At 59.1% G+C, this 16,512-nt stretch carries 14 protein-coding genes; 2 read left to right on the top strand and 12 right to left on the bottom strand.

Going from position 1 to position 16,512, the window contains the following annotated elements; translation table 11 throughout:
- Positions 1 to 85 precede the first annotated feature (85 nt).
- Positions 86 to 703 (bottom strand): LysE family translocator, encoded by a 618-nt coding sequence (locus HXW73_RS04130; RefSeq protein ID WP_186255028.1) that lies wholly within the window; start codon positions 701 to 703, stop codon positions 86 to 88.
- 195 nt (positions 704 to 898) lie between these two features.
- Between HXW73_RS04130 and HXW73_RS04125 the strand changes: the two genes are divergently transcribed.
- Positions 899 to 1,630, top strand: coding sequence for a YebC/PmpR family DNA-binding transcriptional regulator (locus HXW73_RS04125; protein WP_186255027.1), 732 nt, complete (start codon positions 899 to 901; stop codon positions 1,628 to 1,630).
- A 107-nt stretch (positions 1,631 to 1,737) separates the two neighbouring features.
- Here HXW73_RS04125 and HXW73_RS04120 read toward each other — a convergent pair whose 3' ends face one another.
- From HXW73_RS04120 to ybaK, 6 genes are all read right to left on the bottom strand, one after another.
- Positions 1,738 to 2,280: an NUDIX hydrolase gene (locus HXW73_RS04120; RefSeq protein ID WP_186255026.1), complete on the bottom strand. Its 543-nt coding sequence runs from the start codon at positions 2,278 to 2,280 to the stop codon at positions 1,738 to 1,740.
- Between the two features lie 87 nt (positions 2,281 to 2,367).
- The gene (locus tag HXW73_RS04115; RefSeq protein WP_186255025.1) at positions 2,368 to 3,375 is read right to left on the bottom strand and encodes a zinc-dependent alcohol dehydrogenase family protein; all 1,008 of its coding nucleotides are present in this window, start codon (positions 3,373 to 3,375) and stop codon (positions 2,368 to 2,370) included.
- 31 nt (positions 3,376 to 3,406) lie between these two features.
- Entirely contained in the window at positions 3,407 to 5,296 is a 1,890-nt protein-coding gene (locus HXW73_RS04110; protein ID WP_274600589.1) for an ABC transporter ATP-binding protein, read from the bottom strand.
- Between the two features lie 178 nt (positions 5,297 to 5,474).
- Complete coding sequence (locus tag HXW73_RS04105) at positions 5,475 to 6,353, bottom strand: PA4780 family RIO1-like protein kinase (RefSeq protein ID WP_186255024.1); 879 nt, start codon at positions 6,351 to 6,353, stop codon at positions 5,475 to 5,477.
- Positions 6,354 to 6,398: 45 nt separating this feature from the next.
- On the bottom strand, positions 6,399 to 7,796 hold the full coding sequence (gene dbpA, locus HXW73_RS04100; protein WP_240538707.1) for an ATP-dependent RNA helicase DbpA: 1,398 nt from the start codon (positions 7,794 to 7,796) through the stop codon (positions 6,399 to 6,401).
- 93 nt (positions 7,797 to 7,889) lie between these two features.
- On the bottom strand, positions 7,890 to 8,357 hold the full coding sequence (gene ybaK, locus HXW73_RS04095) for a Cys-tRNA(Pro) deacylase (protein ID WP_186255022.1): 468 nt from the start codon (positions 8,355 to 8,357) through the stop codon (positions 7,890 to 7,892).
- A gap of 183 nt (positions 8,358 to 8,540) precedes the next feature.
- Between ybaK and HXW73_RS04090 the strand changes: the two genes are divergently transcribed.
- Entirely contained in the window at positions 8,541 to 9,950 is a 1,410-nt protein-coding gene (locus HXW73_RS04090; protein ID WP_186255021.1) for a PhoH family protein, read from the top strand.
- 56 nt (positions 9,951 to 10,006) lie between these two features.
- Here HXW73_RS04090 and HXW73_RS04085 read toward each other — a convergent pair whose 3' ends face one another.
- From HXW73_RS04085 to HXW73_RS04065, 5 genes are read right to left on the bottom strand one after another with little or no spacing between them, the layout of a single operon-like run.
- Positions 10,007 to 11,011 carry a YihY/virulence factor BrkB family protein gene (locus HXW73_RS04085; RefSeq protein WP_186255020.1) on the bottom strand — a complete coding sequence of 335 codons (1,005 nt, stop codon included), beginning with the start codon at positions 11,009 to 11,011 and terminating at the stop codon, positions 10,007 to 10,009.
- A gap of 21 nt (positions 11,012 to 11,032) precedes the next feature.
- Positions 11,033 to 12,805, bottom strand: coding sequence for a proton-conducting transporter transmembrane domain-containing protein (locus tag HXW73_RS04080; RefSeq protein ID WP_186255019.1), 1,773 nt, complete (start codon positions 12,803 to 12,805; stop codon positions 11,033 to 11,035).
- Positions 12,802 to 14,307 carry a complex I subunit 5 family protein gene (locus HXW73_RS04075; protein ID WP_186255018.1) on the bottom strand — a complete coding sequence of 502 codons (1,506 nt, stop codon included), beginning with the start codon at positions 14,305 to 14,307 and terminating at the stop codon, positions 12,802 to 12,804. The genes HXW73_RS04080 and HXW73_RS04075 overlap by 4 nt, the downstream gene beginning before the upstream one ends.
- The gene (locus HXW73_RS04070) at positions 14,304 to 15,794 is read right to left on the bottom strand and encodes a complex I subunit 5 family protein (protein ID WP_186255017.1); all 1,491 of its coding nucleotides are present in this window, start codon (positions 15,792 to 15,794) and stop codon (positions 14,304 to 14,306) included. The genes HXW73_RS04075 and HXW73_RS04070 overlap by 4 nt, the downstream gene beginning before the upstream one ends.
- Positions 15,791 to 16,471 carry a hypothetical protein gene (locus HXW73_RS04065; protein ID WP_186255016.1) on the bottom strand — a complete coding sequence of 227 codons (681 nt, stop codon included), beginning with the start codon at positions 16,469 to 16,471 and terminating at the stop codon, positions 15,791 to 15,793. Before HXW73_RS04065 ends, HXW73_RS04070 begins: the two co-directional genes overlap by 4 nt.
- Positions 16,472 to 16,512: the final 41 nt, after the last annotated feature.

Raw genomic sequence — 16,512 nt, 5'->3', positions numbered from 1 at the left:
CCTCCCCCTGGAACGCCTCGCCTAACCACTTACCATGCCATGTCTATGCTCAACGCACCAGTTCCCCGAGCCAGCCACTGCCAACCTAGACCAGCGGACCCGCCACCACGCGAAGCGCCAGTGCCAGCAGCAAAACCCCGGTCACCCTATTGATCCAGTGGGCGCGACGCTGAAGCCAGGGCAGCACCCGCGAATGCGACAGTGCCACGGCCACCAGCACGTACCACCCTCCATCAATGACCATCGCCGTCACCACGATGAGCGCTTTGGCGACCAGGCTCATTTCGGGTGTTACGAACTGGCTCAGCAGCGCAACGAAGAAAAGAATCAGCTTGGGGTTGCCGAGGGCCACCAACACGCCTTCCCGGGCGGCCCGAGCGCCGGACGTGGCCATTGCCTGTTGCTGCATCGCCCCGGCACTCCCGGCCCGCAGCGCTTTAATGCCCAGCCAGGCAAGATATGCAGCCCCCACCCAGGTAATCAGTTGGAAAAGCGCTGGCCACTGCACAATCAGCGCGCCCAGGCCCAGCACGGTAAGAAACGCATAGATCCCAACGCCACAGGCGTGGCATAACGCGGCTGTCACGCCCACCAGTCTTCCCCCGCCCAGCGTATGGCGCAACACCAACGCCAGGCTGGGTCCCGGTGACATCGCCCCCACGGCGCATACCGCCGCCAATGAAAGCCATAGCGAGAATGGCATGTAGTTCTCCTTGTTCGTTTATTGTCCTTTCATCTTCGGTAAATGATGACGCATTGTCGTGTAAGCCACGCCAGACGATGAGACGCCTGCGCTTACGCAAATAACGCTGTTAGCATGATATCCTGTTGGGTAAACTTTGGCTTTTTTGATGACACCCTGATCAGCAGGGGGAATCGCTAATTACAGGACGTCAACATGGGTAGGGCTTTTCAGAACCGTAAAGAATCCATGGCCAAAACGGCCGATGCAAAGACGAAGGTCTACAGTAAGTACGGTCGCGAGATTTACGTTTGCGCCAAGGCGGGCGGCACCGACCCCCATAGCAACCTGGCGCTGCGCGGCCTGATGGAACGTGCCAAGAAGGACCAGGTACCCTCTCACGTAATTGACAAGGCGCTGGATAAAGCCAGTGGGGCGGGCGGCGAAGACTTTTCAGCGGCGCGCTACGAGGGCTTCGGCCCCGGCAATGCCATGGTGATTGTCGAGTGCTTGACCGACAATCCCAACCGCACCTTCGGCGATGTTCGCGGTTGCTTTACCAAGACCAAAAGCAAAATCGGCACCCCCGGCAGCGTCAGCCATATGTTCGACCACTGCGCGATTTTCGCGTTTGCCGGTAACGACGAGGAAGCCGTGCTGGAAGCGCTGATGGAGGCCGATGTCGACGTCACCGATATCGAACAGGAAGACGGCCGCATCACCGTGTTTGCACCGCATACCGACTACGCCAAAGCCAAGCAGGCGTTGCTCGACACGTTCGGCGAGATCGACTTCGAAGCCGATGAAATTCAGTTCCTGCCGCAAACCACCACGCCGGTCGAAGGCGACGATGTGGCCATGTTCGAAAAACTGCTCGGCATGCTGAATGACCTGGACGACGTGCAAAACGTCTACCATAGCGCTGAGCTGCCAGAGTCGAATGAATAGGTCGGGTGAATAAGCCGAATGGATAAGATCAGCCGCCGTTGACGCCCGTCAGCGGCGGTTATCCTTAATAAAGCAAGCGTCGCGGTGTGTTGTTGGACAGCACCCACTTACGCGACTTTTTCCGACACACTCGCCCGAACTTTCTCCAGCACCAGGGTTTCGCGCTGGATCGACAGGCCCATGGTAGCGGGTCGGCTGGCGATGACGCGGCGGTTGTGGTCAAGCGCCTCGTCAAGCGACACCCACGCCGCCGACATGCCGTTGGCCGCTTCGTAGTCTTCAAGACGGGCTTCGCCCAGAGTTTCACCGATCCGGCAGGTAAACCAGTGGGAGGTTTGATGCATCAGATCCCATTGCGGCTTCCAGGTGGGCGTGTATTCGGTGACATAGCCGAAATGCGCCATGATATCGATGTCAGCCGCACCTGTTTCTTCGTAAAGCTCACGGTGCAACCCGGCTTCAGGGCTCTCACCAGGATCAATGCCGCCGCCCGGAAAGCTGAAGTCGTCGTAGCGTTCGGTATATAGCAGCAGGATTTTATCCTGGCGAGTCACGATAGCTCTCGCGGCATGGCGTTCAAGCACCCGCAGACCGTGCGTATCGATGGGATTGGGTAGTGTGTCGTGAATGAGGTGGGCGATGCGCTGCACTGACGCTCCTGGCGATTAAATAAAAGAGCGGCCATTCTATGCGAATGACCGCTCGACTTCACCCTTCATACCGTCAAAACGGCTACGTTAGAACGTCAGGCAAATTTTACCGAAGTGTTTGCCAGATTCCTGGTGGCGGAAAGCATCGGCGATTTCGGTCAGCGGGAACTCGCGGTCGATAATCGGGCGCATGCCGTTGGCCTCGATGGCACGAATCATTTCTATCTGGTCGCGACGGCTGCCGACGATCAGGCCTTTCAGAGTGGCCTGCTTGGCCATCAGCTTGGCGGTTGGGATTTCGCCCTCACGGCCGGTCAATATGCCAATCAGTGCGATATGACCGCCGATCTTGACCGCATCGATCGACTGCGGCAGCGTGCCGGAGCCACCCACTTCCACCACATGATCAACGCCCTCGCCTTCGGTCAGTGCCTTGACGGCCTTGCCCCACTCGGGCGTCTCTTTGTAGTTGATGGTGTGCTCTGCGCCCAATTCACGCAGGCGGGCCAGCTTCTCGTTGGAGGACGACGTGGCGATGACGCGTGCGCCCATCATCTTGGCAAACTGCAGCGCAAAAATGGACACGCCGCCGGTGCCCAGTACCAGTACCGTATCGCCCGCTTTCAGCCCGCCGTCGACGACCAGGGCGCGCCAGGCGGTCAATCCGGCGGTGGTCAGGGTGGCGGATTCAGCGTGACTGTATTCAGCCGGCTGGTAGGTGAACGACGTAGCCGGTGCGATGACCTGCTCGCGCGCAAAACCGTCAATGCCATCGCCGGGGGTGGTACGGAAATCGCCGACCCGCGCCGGGCCCTCAAGCCAGCCGGGGAAGAACGTCGAAACCACCGGGTCGCCTACGGAAAAATCGCTTACGCCTTCACCGACGGCCTCGACAACCCCTGCGCCGTCCGACATGGGAATACGCCCCTCTTCGGTGGGGATCATCCCAGCCACCACGGCGTAGTCGTGAAAGTTCAGCGAACTGGCGTGCAAGCGCACACGAATTTCGCCTTTCCCCGGCTCGCCAGGCGCGGCTTGATCCACTACCGTTAGTTTGTCGAGTCCGCCGGGCTGATTGAGTTGAATCGCTTGCATGAATACCTCTTTAGACAGAATGATCGGTACATTAAACATTGGGGCTAACAGCATCGACATCAAGGCCGATGAAGCCACCCGACTGTCGACGCCAAAGGCGCGCATAAATGCCATTCTGTTCCAATAATTGGGTATGGGTGCCGCTTTCAACAATCCGCCCCTCATCGACCACGATGAGCCGGTCGAGCATCGCAATAGTGGAAAGCCGATGGGCGATCGCAATCACCGTCTTACCTTGCATCAGCGTATCAAGCTGCTCCTGGATGGCGGCTTCCACCTCGGAGTCCAGCGCCGAGGTGGCTTCATCCAGGACCAGAATCGGTGCATTCTTGAGCAACACGCGGGCAATCGCGATGCGCTGTCGCTGGCCACCGGACAGCTTAACGCCGCGCTCGCCCACATGGGCGTCCAACCCACGCCGCCCTTTAGGGTCAACCAGATCGTTGATAAAGGTATCTGCATGGGCGCGACATACAGCTTCCCAGACATCGTCATCATTGGCGTGGGGACTGCCGTAGCGGATGTTATCGCGCAGCGAACGGTGAAGTAGCGAGGTGTCCTGGGTCACCATGCCAATCTGATGGCGCAGCGAGGTTTGCGTAACCCCGGCGATGTCTTGGCCATCGATAACAATGCGCCCGCCCTGAAGGTCATAAAAACGCAGCAGCAGATTGGCAAGCGTCGATTTACCCGCCCCTGAGCGACCGATCAGGCCGATTTTCTCACCCGGGGCAATCGTCAGATTCAAACCGTCGAACACGGTTTTGTTCTCGCCCTTGGCTTGTTCGTAGCCAAAGCGCAGCGCCTCGAAAGCAATCGCTCCCTGGGGAACGCTTAACGCCTGGGCGTCAGGTGTATCACGTACGGCGGGCTCCTGGGCGATGGTGTTCATGCCGTCCTGTACCGTGCCGATATTTTCAAAGAGCCCAGCGACTTCCCATAAAATCCAGTCCGACATGAAACGGATCCGCATGACCAGCGCAATGGCAATGGCGAGCACGCCCAATGAAATCGCGTCAAGGTACCAGGCGCTGATCGCCATCCCCGCTATGCCCACCAGCAGTGCCGTATTCAGCAGCGTCAGGCACACGCTCATGATGGTGACCAGGCGCATCTGGCGGTGGACGGTACCCATGAAGCCTTCCATGGCATCCTTGGCGTAGCCCTGTTCCCGCTGGGTGTCGGCGAACAGCTTGATGGTCTGAATATTGCTGTAGCTGTCCACCACGCGCCCGGTCATCTGGGCGCGGGCATCCGCCTGAGCCATGGAGACATCCCGCAGGCGCGGCACAAAAAACCACATGATCGCCAGATAGCCTGCCAGCCAAAGGCCCAAGGGCAGCAGTAGCCAAGGGTCCGCACGGCCCAGCAAGATAGCCGCGCCGGTGAAATACACGATCGCGTAGACCAGCAGGTCCATCACCTTGGTGACGGTTTCGCGAATCGCCAGCGCCGTCTGCATGACTTTCTGCGACACCCGCCCGGCAAACTCGTCCTGATAAAACGCCAGGCTCTGGCTGAGCATATGCCGATGCGATAGCCAGCGGCCAATCATCGGGTAGTTGCCGAAGATACTTTGATGCGTCACCAATGACTGCGCCAATACCAACAGCGGCAAGCCGATCAACACCAGAACCCCTACCCCGGAAAGCCACAGGCCATGCTCGGCCCAGAAGTTCTTCCGCTCCACGTTGCCGAGCCAGTCCACCAGCTCGCCCATGTAGCTAAAGAACACCACCTCTGCGGCGGAGACAAAGGCAGTCAACAGCGACATCAGCAGCAACAGTGGCCAAACCGGGCGGGAAAAATGCCAGATGAACGCCGCCAGCCCCTTGGGTGGCGTGGTCACGTTGCCTTCGGGATAGGGGTCAACGCGCGTTTCAAAGTAACGAAACAATGGCGCAAGCATACGCGAGAGCATGAAGAGTCCTTCCTCCGTGACTTATCAGTTGACGCGGGAAAAAAGGGCCGGTAGCGCAGCAGCCAGCCGTCCCTAAACACTTACCGGTCAGGTCGTGACCCGCACCGCTCTTTCGGCGCTGTGGCTGCCCCATCCCTTAACCGACGAAACTTGCGGTTGATGATGTCGGGTTTGGCCGTCAATAGGGCTGTGGGATTTCCCCGTCATCCTCACCGTCGTCGCGCATGCGCGCCTGGCGATCGGCTTCTTCCTCTTTGGCGTCGTCGATGACTTCCATCAGTTCATCCACGTCGGCGATGTGGGTATCAAAGTCGAAGTGACCGGTGAGCTTGCTGTCGGGGTGCAGCTCGCCGGATTCGTACAGGGCCCACATTTCTTTACCGTAATGGGTGTCGAGAAGCGCGGGGGCGTACTGGCCGAAATAGCTGCGCATGTTATCCACATCGCGGTATAGCATCGCCGCGGCGCTGTTATTACCAGCGGCATCCACGGCCTGGGGAAGATCGATAATCACCGGGCCATCGGCATCCACCAGCACGTTGAATTCCGACAAATCGCCGTGAATCAAACCGGCGCACAGCATGCGCACAACATCCTGAATCACCTTCGCGAAGTAAGCCTCTGCCTGTTCCGGCGTCAAGGTGACTTCATCAAGGCGTGGGGCCACGTTGCCGTCGGCGTCGGTGATCATTTCCATTAGCAGGACGCCATCCACAAAGCCGTGGGGCTCGGGGACCCGCACCCCTGCCCCGGCCAGCCGGTAAAGCGCATCGACTTCCGCATTGAGCCAGGCCTGCTCCTGTTCTTTCTGGCCGTAACGGGTTTTCTTGGACATTGCCCTGGCGCGGCGACTGTTACGCTCCTTACGACCTTCCTGGTACTGCGCGGCTTGCTTGAAACTACGCTGCTTGGCTTCTTTAAAGACCTTGGCGCAGCGTTCCTCTTCACCGCAACGCACCACGTAGACCTGGGCTTCCTTACCGCTCATCAATTGCATCAGTACTTCGTCGATCATGCCGTCATCGACCAAGGGCTGTAATCGTTTAGGGATTTTCATGGGTCGCTGCGTTGGCTCCTTTTCAGTTCACGCTCAAATAGACACTTAATGGCGAATGCGACGGACGCGAAAGGCTCGCCCTTTCAATTTATCACGCTCAAGCTTTGCCTGGGCCTGCTGAACCTTATCCTGCACAACCGCCACATAGGCGCTGCGAGCAAGCACTTTTATCTTGCCTACCTGGTCACCGCGCAAGCCGCCTTCACTGGTCAGTGCACCCAAAATATCGCCGGGGCGCAACTTGTCTTTCTTGCCGCCGGCCAATTGAAGGGTCGCCATAGGCGGCTCAAACGGCGCAGCATTTGTCGCCTTGGGCAGCGGCTCGGTGGTCAAGGTTTCACCCAGCACGTCGGCTAATTTTTCCAGCCGGTAGGTTTCCTTGGGAGTTACCAGAGTGCAGGCAATGCCACTCGCGCCTGCCCGCCCGGTGCGGCCCACGCGGTGGACGTGGACGTCCAACTCACGGGCGATCTGGTAGTTGAACACCGCATCCAGTTGGGCGATATCCAACCCACGGGCCGCCACATCGGTGGCTACCAAAATAGACGCGCTTTGATTGGCAAACAAGACAAGCAGTCGATCGCGGTCCTTCTGCTCCAGATCGCCGTGCAGCGCGACGGCACTAAAACCGGCGTCTACCAGCTGGTCGGCCACCGCCTGCGTCTCGCGCTTGGTATTGCAGAACACCACGCTGGTGGTCGGCCGGTTAACCAACAGCAGCTGTTTGAGTGCGGCAAAGCGGGCGTCTTCGCTTGCGACTTGATAGAAATGCTGGTCGATGGTGGTGGCATCATGAACCTCGGCCACCTTGACCGTCACCGGGTCGTGCATCACGCCTCGCGTCATCGCCGCCAGCCCGCCAGATGCCTGCTCGTCCGGGAAGGTGGCGCTAAACAGCAGCGTTTGGCGATCCGCTGGGGTGTCAGCAATGATGGCGTCAATCGTTTCCTGAAAGCCCATATCCAGCATGCGGTCGGCTTCATCCAGCACCAGGGTCGTTAGCGAACCAAGCGTCAAAGAGCCTTTGCGCAAGTGCTCGTCAATGCGCCCTGGCGTGCCCACCACGATATGCGCGCCGTGGTCCAACGATGAAAGTTGCGGCCCCAGCGGCGCACCCCCGCACAGCGTGAGGATTTTCACGTTTGGCATCGCCCGAGCCAGGCGGCGCAATTCCTCAGCCACCTGATCCGCAAGCTCCCGGGTGGGGCACAGCACCAACCCCTGGACCGCATACGTCTCAACGCGCAGTTCGGCCAACAGTGCCAGTCCAAAGGCGGCGGTTTTACCCGAGCCGGTTTTAGCCTGGGCCATGACATCGCAGCCGGCCAGCATCGGCGGCAGGCTTTGTGCCTGAACCGGGGTCATGTGGTGATAACCCAGCGAGTCGAGATTACTGGCGAGTGCGCTTGGCAGCGCCAGAGAAGCAAAAGAAGTGTCGGACACAGAAAATTCCTGAAGGGGCGAAAATACCCCGCTAAGCATGAGCGGCCTTAATGTTTCGCACCATACCAGAAAGCGCCCCCTCGCGCCCTGTTGTCATGCCACGATAGGGGCCAGTTGCGCCTGGCTGAGTGCTTGCAGGTCCTTGGGCGCCAGCTCGATCTCAAGCCCTCGCCTTCCCGCGCTGACATAAATCGTGGCAAATGCGTCTGCAGAAAGGTCAATAAAGGTGGCCAAGCGCTTTTTCTGCCCCAGCGGGCTGACACCACCCAACACATAGCCTGTCGTGCGCTCCACTTCATCGGGTTGCGCCATGGCGGCTTTTTTGGCCCCCGCAGCTTTGGCGATCTGCTTCAAGTTCAACTGCCCTGTGACGGGCACAATCCCCACCGCCAGTTGATTGCCATCCAGCTTGACGACCAGGGTTTTAAATACCTGTTCAGCCGCAACGCACAGCTTCTCAGCCGCTTCCAAACCGTAGGACTCGGCAGTTGGGTCGTGGTGGTATTCGTGGACTTGAAAAGCAATGCCAGCGCTTTTTGCACTATTGATCGCGGGTGTCATGGAAACCTCGTTCGTTGAAATAGATTTATTGGCAAAAAACGCCGATGCCTTCCAAGCTATTAAAAAGCGCTAAATAAGGAGGTACCAGGACACGCCATCTTAACGACACAGGCAAGTGTCATTAGGACGTAAGACGCACCTGCCAGTGTCGACGTTGCCGTCAACCATGGAGTGAATGCCACGATGGTACGACTCGATAAGAAAGCAACCAGGCTTTACGTGTTGGACACCAATGTCCTGATTCATGATCCCGCCGCGCTCTACCACTTTGACGAGCACGATGTCGTTATCCCCATGACCGTCCTAGAGGAGTTGGACAAGCACAAAAACGGTATCCGCGAAATCGCCCGTACAGCGCGCCAGATCAGCCGTACGCTTTCAGACCTCACCAGCCAAGTCACCTTCGACGAAATTCAAAGCGGTATCCCGATTCCACGTATCACCGGCGAGTCCGGCAAGCTGCACTTTCTTTGCTACCGGGATCTCAAACCCTTTGACTCCCTGGACGACAGTCCCGATAACCGTATCCTCGCCGAAACCTGTCGGCTGCGCGAGGAACGCCCCGATGCCTCGGTCATTCTGATTACCAAGGATATCAACCTGCGGGTCAAGGCGGCAGCGTTGAAAGTCCCTGTTGAGGATTACCTGAATGATCAAGCGTTCGACGATAGCGACGCGATGATCGAAGGCGCCCAGGTATACACCTCTGCAGGCCCGCACGGCGCCTCGCTTTGGGAAGCGCTTAATGTGGACGTAACCGTCGAGCGAATCGACCATCACACCTTCTACCAACTGAGTGGCGACATGCCGCGTCACTGGCATGTGGGTATGCTGGTGTCGGATAGCGAAAACGGCGCTGAATTCGAGGCGATCGTTCGCGAGTTGGGGCCTTCCTCGGCACGCCTGCAACTGCTCACCAACTACCGTCACCATGCGGGCGTCTGGGGAGTTCACGCCCACGACAGTCGGCAAAACTTCACCCTTAACCTACTGATGGACCCGGAGATTGACCTTGTCACCATCGCCGGTAACGCGGGCACCGGCAAAACCTTCATGACCCTGGCCGCCGCCTTTCAGCAAACCCTGGACCAAAAGCAGTTCGAACGCATCGTGTTTACCCGGGCGCCCATTCCCATGGGCGAGGACATCGGCTTTCTACCCGGCACCGAGGAGGAAAAAATGTCGCCGTGGATGGGCGCCTTCCACGACAACATGGACAACCTGCTGCGTAATGATGAAGGCGAATCGACCTGGGATAACGGCGCCACACGGCAGCTGATCGGCTCGCGGGTGCAGATCCGCGCGCCGAGTTTCATGCGTGGCCGCACGCTCAACGATACCTTCCTGATCATCGACGAGGCGCAAAACTTCACTCCCAAACAGCTGAAATCCCTGGTCACCCGAGCTGGGCGCAATACCAAAATCGTCTGTCTGGGTAACGTCGGGCAGATCGACACCCCTTACCTGACCGCCAATACCTGCGGCATGGCCGCCGTGGTAGAGCGATTCCGCGACTGGCCACACGCCGGGCATATCACGCTGAAAAGCGTCGAGCGTTCACGCTTGGCACTGGCCGCCGAAGAACTCCTGTAACACCTTCACCCCAAGCTCGCCTCCTGCCCTTAGGGCAGGAGGCAGAGCGCGTTACATTAATCGCGGCGAGAATCGTCCGTCGGCGTATGTGCGTCGTCCTGTTCATACCAAGGATGCTGGCGCCCCAGGGTGTCGGCGGCGTAGGCCTCTCGCTCTCCCAGCGGGCGTTCCTTGCCAATGGTCGTGTCCTTTTGCGTCTGGCGTTCCAGCTCGCAGTTGATTTCGGCACCCAGCAATACCACAAACGCCGAGAGCAAAAACCACAGCATCAACACCACCACGGCCCCCAGGGAGCCATACAGTTCGCTGACGTTGGAAAAATAGCGCACGTAAAGCGATAAGCCGCCCGACCCCAGCAGCCACAGCAGCGTTGCCACCATAGTGCCGACGCTTAACCACTCCCATTTTGCGGCACGCCGATAGGGGGCAAAGCGATAAAGCAGCGCGATGACAGCACTCATCATCACCAGCAAAGCGGGCCAGCGCATAAAATCGATAATCCGATCCAAGGGTGAAACGACCGCCAATGCATCGACCAGCATCGGCACCAGGCCTATGAACCCCAGTGTCAGAAGCGTCATGCCAATCATCCCAAAGGTCATGGTGGTCACCAGCACAGCCAAACGCCAAACGCTGCGTTGCTCCTGTTCGCCATACACCACGTTCAGCCCCACGATCAGCCCACTGACTCCCTTGGAGGCGATATACATGGCAATCAACAGGCTCACCAGCGCCGCCACTTCACTGCTCGACCCAATGCTATCCACCACATCCTGAGCCTGGTTATCGATCAGCTCGGCCGCCTCGGGAGGCATCAAACGGATAAGGTTATAGAGTTGCTGGCTGGCTTCACTCGGATCGAAAAACAGCCCCCAGAGAGAGATCACCGCCGCAATGGTCGGAAACAAAGCAAGCAGCGCATAGAAGGCGACACCCGCCGCCAGAAACATGATGCGGTCACGGCGTGCCGCGCGCGAAACACGCCAAACAATGTCGAGCCAGCCTGGCTTGGGAATTTCCTTGGGGAGTTCGGCTTTGCGGCCACGGGTGAATTTATCCATCAATCTCTCCTGGCAGACATATCATCGCTGGCCTTCCCATATCAGTAACGCCGCAAGCAATACGGCAAGCGCCATCATCAAACCACTGGCATGATGGCGCATCCAGTTTTCAGCCTTCAGCATGCGAGTTAAAGCGTCCATCAGAGTGCTCTCGACCTTCCGACATGATACCACGCAGGCCGTTTTCAACTCGGAGCACCAATGGCTAATACGCCTAACAGGCTCCAACCCAGCAGCGGTGACGCCTGCATATATCCACCACAGATCGCCAGCCGGTGGCGCCGTCACATTGATAAAGCAAAGCAAAAGACGACCCGCGGCCACCAGCGCAATGCCGACGGGGAGCGGCCATATGATCCCCAGCCATTCCTTCAGGGGCGGCATCGCAACGCTCTCTGCGGGTAACGGCAGCCACAGCGGCGTTATCAGTGCCGCGGCAATGCCCGCCAACCAAGCTCCCCACTGCCAGCCATTGCTACCCCCAGGCTGACGCTGCTGCCACTGTCGCCAAAGCGCAATACTCACCAGCGCTGCCGTGCCGACGGCTGCCCAACTAAGCAGTTTGATCAATGACTCATGGTGCATTTCGTAGAGCGGGCTTTTGACAGCCCACTTAGTCACCATGCCCGCGCCGATGGCACCGGCCAGGGAAATGCCCGGCAACGCCAGAAGTGGCCAGATTAAAGCCAACGACCAACGCGGCATATGCTCGCTGATACTGGTCCCCATAAACAGCGAACCTTTAGCCAGCGCGTGATGGGCGGCAAACAGCACCACTCCCGGCCACAGCATTGACCAGACGTCCGGAGCCACCAGCCCCATCGCCACCAGCGCTGTCAGCATGCCCATCTGGCTGATGCTTGAGTAAGCCAATACGGCCTTGGGATGGTGCTGAAACACCCCGTAGAGTGCCGCCAGAAAAGCCGCTGCGAGGCCCGCCACGAGCATCATTTGACCAAATTGTGTTAACGGCGCTGACATCCCCGCTTCGCCCAGGGGTAATACGCTGATCCATCCCAGTAGCCCCGCTTTGATCATTGCACCGCTCAATACGGCGCTGGCAGGCGCAGGCGCTACCGGGTGGGCCAGGGGCAGCCATACGTGCAGCCCGATAACGCCCGCTTTCACCCCAAAACCCAGGCACAGCAAGGCAGCCATCCAAGCGCCATGCTCAGCCACCAGGATGCTTTCGCGTACCCCTTGCAGTGTTAGCGTGTCGGCTTCACCCGCTGACCATAAAAAGCCACCCAGGATCAGTCCCTCTCCCTGGACAGCCAGGATGATGTAAGCCCTGGCCCCCAGACGAGCCTCCTCGGTGCCGCTATGCACCACCAGCGCATAGGCCGCAAATGTCATCAGCGCGAAGCCCAGGTAAAAACTGGCAATATCCTGCGCGATGATCAGCATCACGTTGCCAAGCAGGGTTAACGGCCACAACAACGATAAGCGCGCCAGCCGACGTTGGGCGGCTTGATCACCGCTTCGCGCTTGCTTCTGCTCGGCGGCAAAGTAGCCTCTAGCATGCAGGGCTGCCAGGCTCCATAGTAAGGCGGTAAAGGCCAGCCACGGACGGGTTAGCGCGTTCAACGCCCACTCCCCACCCAGCATCCAGACATCGATTGTCCACTGGGCTTCGCCGCCGTAGGCTAACAACAATGCCGGCCAGGCGGCGCTTAGCCACCACCACGAAAAGTAGTCACGCTTTCCGGCAGGGGTGCGGCAAACCTGCCCCACCACCAGCATCGCCACGCCGAGCGGCCATAGCAGTGACAGTGCCAACAGCAGCGACATCATGGCAGATACTCCCCCGAGGCGACGCGGCTTGCCCAGTCCAAGGGACTAAATGGCAAGCCTGCCAACAGCCCCGCCCCCAGGCTTGCCAGAGCCGTAAACACCATGGGCCAAAGCAGCCAGCCATGGGTCTCTAAGCGACCCAAACGCTGTTCGTTTGGCCACTGCCCTTGCCCATGCGCCGGCCCTAGACGGAACCACAGGCGGTGCAGAATCGGGAGGAAATACATTGCGTTTAGACTACTGCTCGCCACTAACACAGCGACCACCCAATACATCTCAGCCTGAACGGCACCCACCCCGAGATACCATTTGGTAATAAACCCGGCCATCGGTGGCAGCCCGATCATGCCCAGTGCCCCGACGGTAAAGGCGAGGCTGGTAAGCGGCATCCGCCGCCCCGCTCCGTCCATTTCGTCAATGCGATGGATACCCAGTTCTTCGGCGTAATTGCCCGCACAAAAGAACAGAGTGACTTTCATCAACCCTTGATGGAGCAGATGCGCCAGCGCACCAATCGTGCCGAAAGGGCCAAACAAGCTGACCCCCAGCACCACATAGGAGACCTGACTGATGGTGGAAAAGGCTAAACGTGGCTTGAGCGCTTGCTGCGCCATCGCGCGCAACGAGCCATAGATAATCGTGATGGAAGCCATCACCGCCAAGGCAGTAGTCACGCCAAGCTCAACGCTCAGCTCCATGCCGTAAAGGTCGTAAATCACGCGCAAGATACCGAAGGCCCCAGCTTTCACCACAGCCACCGCATGCAGCAGTGCGCTCACCGGCGCGGGCGCAACCATTGCCCTGGGCAGCCAGCCGTGCAGCGGCACTATCGCGGCCTTGACAGCCAGGCCACCCACCAGCAAGGCAAAGATCAGCAGTAGCTGGCCCCGATGATCGGCCAGGTAATCGCCAAGGCCTTCCTCCGATGAAAAGGAGTGCTCACCGGTCAGGGTATACAACAGAACAGCCCCCAGCAGCTGCACAACGCCGGCGCTTAGCGTATAGCGCAGATAAATACGCCCGGCGTTGAGGGCTTTTTGCGTGCCCGCGTGTACCACCAGCGGATAGGTGGAAAGCGTCAACATCTCGTAAAAAATCAAGAAGGTGAACAGATTGCCTGCCAGCGCGATACCCAGGGTACTGGCAACGCACAGGCTGAAGAAGCCAAAGAAGCGTTTTCGATTGGCCGAACCTTCCAGATAACCTATTGCATAAACCGTCGTACACAGCCAAAGCAGTGACGAGAGCCCGGCGAACATCACCCCAAGCGCATCCGCACGCAACACGAAATCAACGTTGCCCACTACTTGAAAGCTAAAGGTATCCTCATGGCCTGCCGAGACCCGACCAACCATCAGGCTTACCAGTATGATTTTAACGACAGCCGCCAGCAGGTTGACGCTGGTGCGTAGTCGCCGTGCATCTTCAGGCAGCGTAAAAATGACCGTCGCGGCCAACAGCGACGTCAAAAGCGTCGTTAACGGAAGCCAGGATGCGTTCATCCGTCACCTCCGTTTAGCAATGTCAGGGGGAAGTGCGCCAGCAGCCCCAGGGCGAAAGCGGTAAGAGCAAGGGCCAGCGCGATAAGATTCATCCCTGGGGCCAGGGCCTGGTAATGGTGGTGCGGTGCCGACTCGTAAAACGAATAGCGAAACACGCGAAACACATAGGCCGCCGTCAGTAGCGAACCGAGTAACAGCGCGGTGATCGCCCACCACTGCTGAGACCTGATCATTGCGTCAAGTAACAGCCATTTAGCGGTGAAGCCAGCGCTGGGGGGTAAGCCCATCAACGTTACCGCGGCAATACCCAACACTAACAGCGACAGCGGCAATCGTCGGCTGGTGCCTGCCAGCCCCTTGAGCGTACTCTCCCCTGTTGCCAGCATCAGGTTGCCAGCGGCCATGAACATCGCCGCTTTGGCAAAAGCGTGGCCCAACAGTTGGAGCCAGAAACCGTCCCAAGCTAATGCGCTCGAAAGCGGCGAGATGCCAGGACCCAGCAGCAACGGAAAGATCACCATCAGGTAGCCCAACTGGGCAACGGTCGACGATGCCACCAGCGTTTTCAGCGAATCGGTGCGCCACGCCAACACGCCTCCCCATACAATCGCCAACGTGCCGAGCCAGGCGATAATGTGCGGCGCGTAGAAAGAGTCTGTTAGTAAGATGCTCCACAGCTGCAGCTGCAGAAACAGTGAGGCTTTGATGACCAACGCCGCGTGCAGCGCGCTCACCGGTGTCCAGGCACTTCCGTGTACCGGTGAAAGCCAACCATGAAGCGGGAAAAGGGCGGCTTTCAAGGCTAAGCCAGCGCCCATTAGCGCAGCAGCGATCCAGGCGACCGGCCCGGGTTCGACCACTTCCGCCAGGCCCTGAAGGTCCAGCCGCCCCCATTGCCCCAACACCAGCGCCACACCCAATAAATACGCCAGCGACCCCACCAGCGCGAGCAGCAGGTAGCGCATGCCCGCCAACAGCGCCGCCGACTTGCCTGACAGCATCAACATGCCCACCGCCGCCAGCCCCATCAGTTCCACCCCCACGTAGAGGGTGAGCAGGTCAGTGGCCAGCCAGATCAATGAAAGCGCGCTCAGAAGCCCCCCCATCAAGGGCCAGAGCCAACGCGACAGCGGTTCCGGATCGCCCAGGCGCAACAGCCCGGGTGTGTAGAGCGCGGCGGCAAAACCAATCCACTGAGTGGTGAGCAGCAGCAATACGCTAAGCCCGTTCAAGCGTAGAGAGACGCCGACCCCAGCTAGCTCCCACTGCCAACGCAGCAACCCCGACTGCTCAAAAGCGAACAACAGCCCCACACCCGAAGCCAGCACGGGTAAATAGGCCAACGCAACAGGCCATGTGCGCTTGGGGGGGAATACAGCGGCCATCAGCCCCAGTAGCAGCGGCGCAGCAAGTGCAGCGCCCAGCGCCCAGTGAGCGCTGGTCAAGGGTTCAAAAGTGCTATCCAAAAGGCCAAAGCGCCAGATCACCTTGCACGCTCCCTGTGGTCGTCATCACCCCGCATGCTGTCCGCACCGGCCAAGTACACCAGCTGCTGGATCAAGAGCGCAGCCAACATCGACCCCAGCCAGGCAACGCATAAACCGACGCTGATCAGCGCCTGGGCCGCCGCCGTGGGGCCGGCGACACCCACCAGCAGCATGAACACCCCGGAACCGAGGATGTTGAACGCCAACAGACGCCGCACCAGATGGCGATGCAAGGCAAAGGCGCCTAACGCACTGGCAATAATCACGACGCCTGCTAAAAGCAGTGGCTGTTCGAGGGGCAAGTTGACCATGCCGGGTATCGCGAAGCGAATCACCGAGCCGAGCATGACAAGCCAGCCAAGCACCAGAAAGACGCGGGCCACTTTACGGGGCCAGGTGTTGCTGAAGGTATCGCGTTCAAGCGGTGAAGAGCCGCCAGGCAAAAAGAGGCCGAGGGCGTAAAACAAGCTCAGCCCTGTCAGTATCACGCCCAACGAGAGCTCAACGACCGCTAGCCAGGGCGCGCCGAAATACCACCAGGCAATGGTCATCGTCAGGGCAAACGCCACAAAAAAGCAGCAGGCGCGCACAAGATGGCGATCGTACAGGCAAGCAAGCGCCCCCACTATGAGGCAAAGAGCCAGCATCGCTTCTGTTGCATCAAGGGAGGCTATCATTCGCTTTCGCCACATCCTGGCACAGGAGACGGATTAGCGTC

The sequence above is a fragment of the Halomonas sp. SH5A2 genome (assembly GCF_014263395.1).
Classification (GTDB): Bacteria; Pseudomonadota; Gammaproteobacteria; order Pseudomonadales; family Halomonadaceae; genus Vreelandella.
Note: the sequence above shows the minus strand (reverse complement) of the source record. Positions and strands in the feature narration are given on the sequence as shown.